This is a genomic window from Jiangella rhizosphaerae, assembly GCF_003579925.1.
Taxonomy (GTDB): domain Bacteria; phylum Actinomycetota; class Actinomycetes; order Jiangellales; family Jiangellaceae; genus Jiangella; species Jiangella rhizosphaerae.
This window is the reverse complement of the sequence record NZ_QUAL01000205.1, coordinates 1-668: the sequence shown is the minus strand read 5'-3', so window position 1 is coordinate 668 and position 668 is coordinate 1. Positions and strand designations below refer to the sequence as shown.

The following is a 668-nucleotide window of genomic DNA, read 5'->3' as shown; positions in this document are numbered from 1 at the left end:
CGGCCGCGCCGTCGCCACCGCCGTACGGCAGCGGCCCGTCGGCCCGCAGTGCGGCCAGGTGCTCCTCGTGGTGCGCGGTCAGCGGCTGCAGCCGCGCGGCGAGGCCGGGATGCGCCGCGACGGTGGCCGCGTGCAGCGCCAGCAACGTCTGCTCGCCGCGCACGGCGCGCCACCGCAGCTTCACGTCCGCGTCGAGTGACGCGCGGGGGCCCGGAGCGGCCTTCGGGCGGGGGTCGGTGCCGCACGCGGCCAGCGCGGCGCCGAGCATCGGAGCCCCGGCGACCAGCGCGAGCAGCCGCCGCCGACCCTCGTCCACCCTCGGCGTCACGGGGGACACCGTAACCGGTGCGAACCGGCCCGTGGATCACCGGTCTGCGCTGTAGTCTTGGCTACTCTTGGCGGCAAGGAGTCAAGAACCGCGCCATCCCATGAGACGGCCGGCGACAACTCGACATCGAGGAAGGGGCATCCGATGACATCGGCTACTCGTGACCTTCTGCAGCAGGTCATCGAGCCCGTCGTGGTGTCGGAGGGGCTCGACCTCGAGCAGCTCGACCTGTCCCAGGCCGGCCGTCGCAGCCGGCTGCGCATCATCGTCGACGCCGACGGCGGGGTCGACCTCGACCGCTGCGCCGAGGTGTCGAGGCACATCTCCAAGGCGCTCGACG

2 pseudogenes are annotated in these 668 nt (G+C 73.7%); one reads left to right on the top strand and one right to left on the bottom strand.

Annotated elements, in window-relative coordinates:
• A pseudogene (locus DY240_RS32240) lies at positions 1-328 on the bottom strand (hypothetical protein); the annotation flags it as partial.
• A 144-nt stretch (positions 329-472) separates the two neighbouring features.
• Between DY240_RS32240 and DY240_RS22450 the strand changes: the two are divergent.
• Positions 473-668 (top strand): annotated as a pseudogene (locus DY240_RS22450) (ribosome maturation factor RimP); the annotation flags it as partial.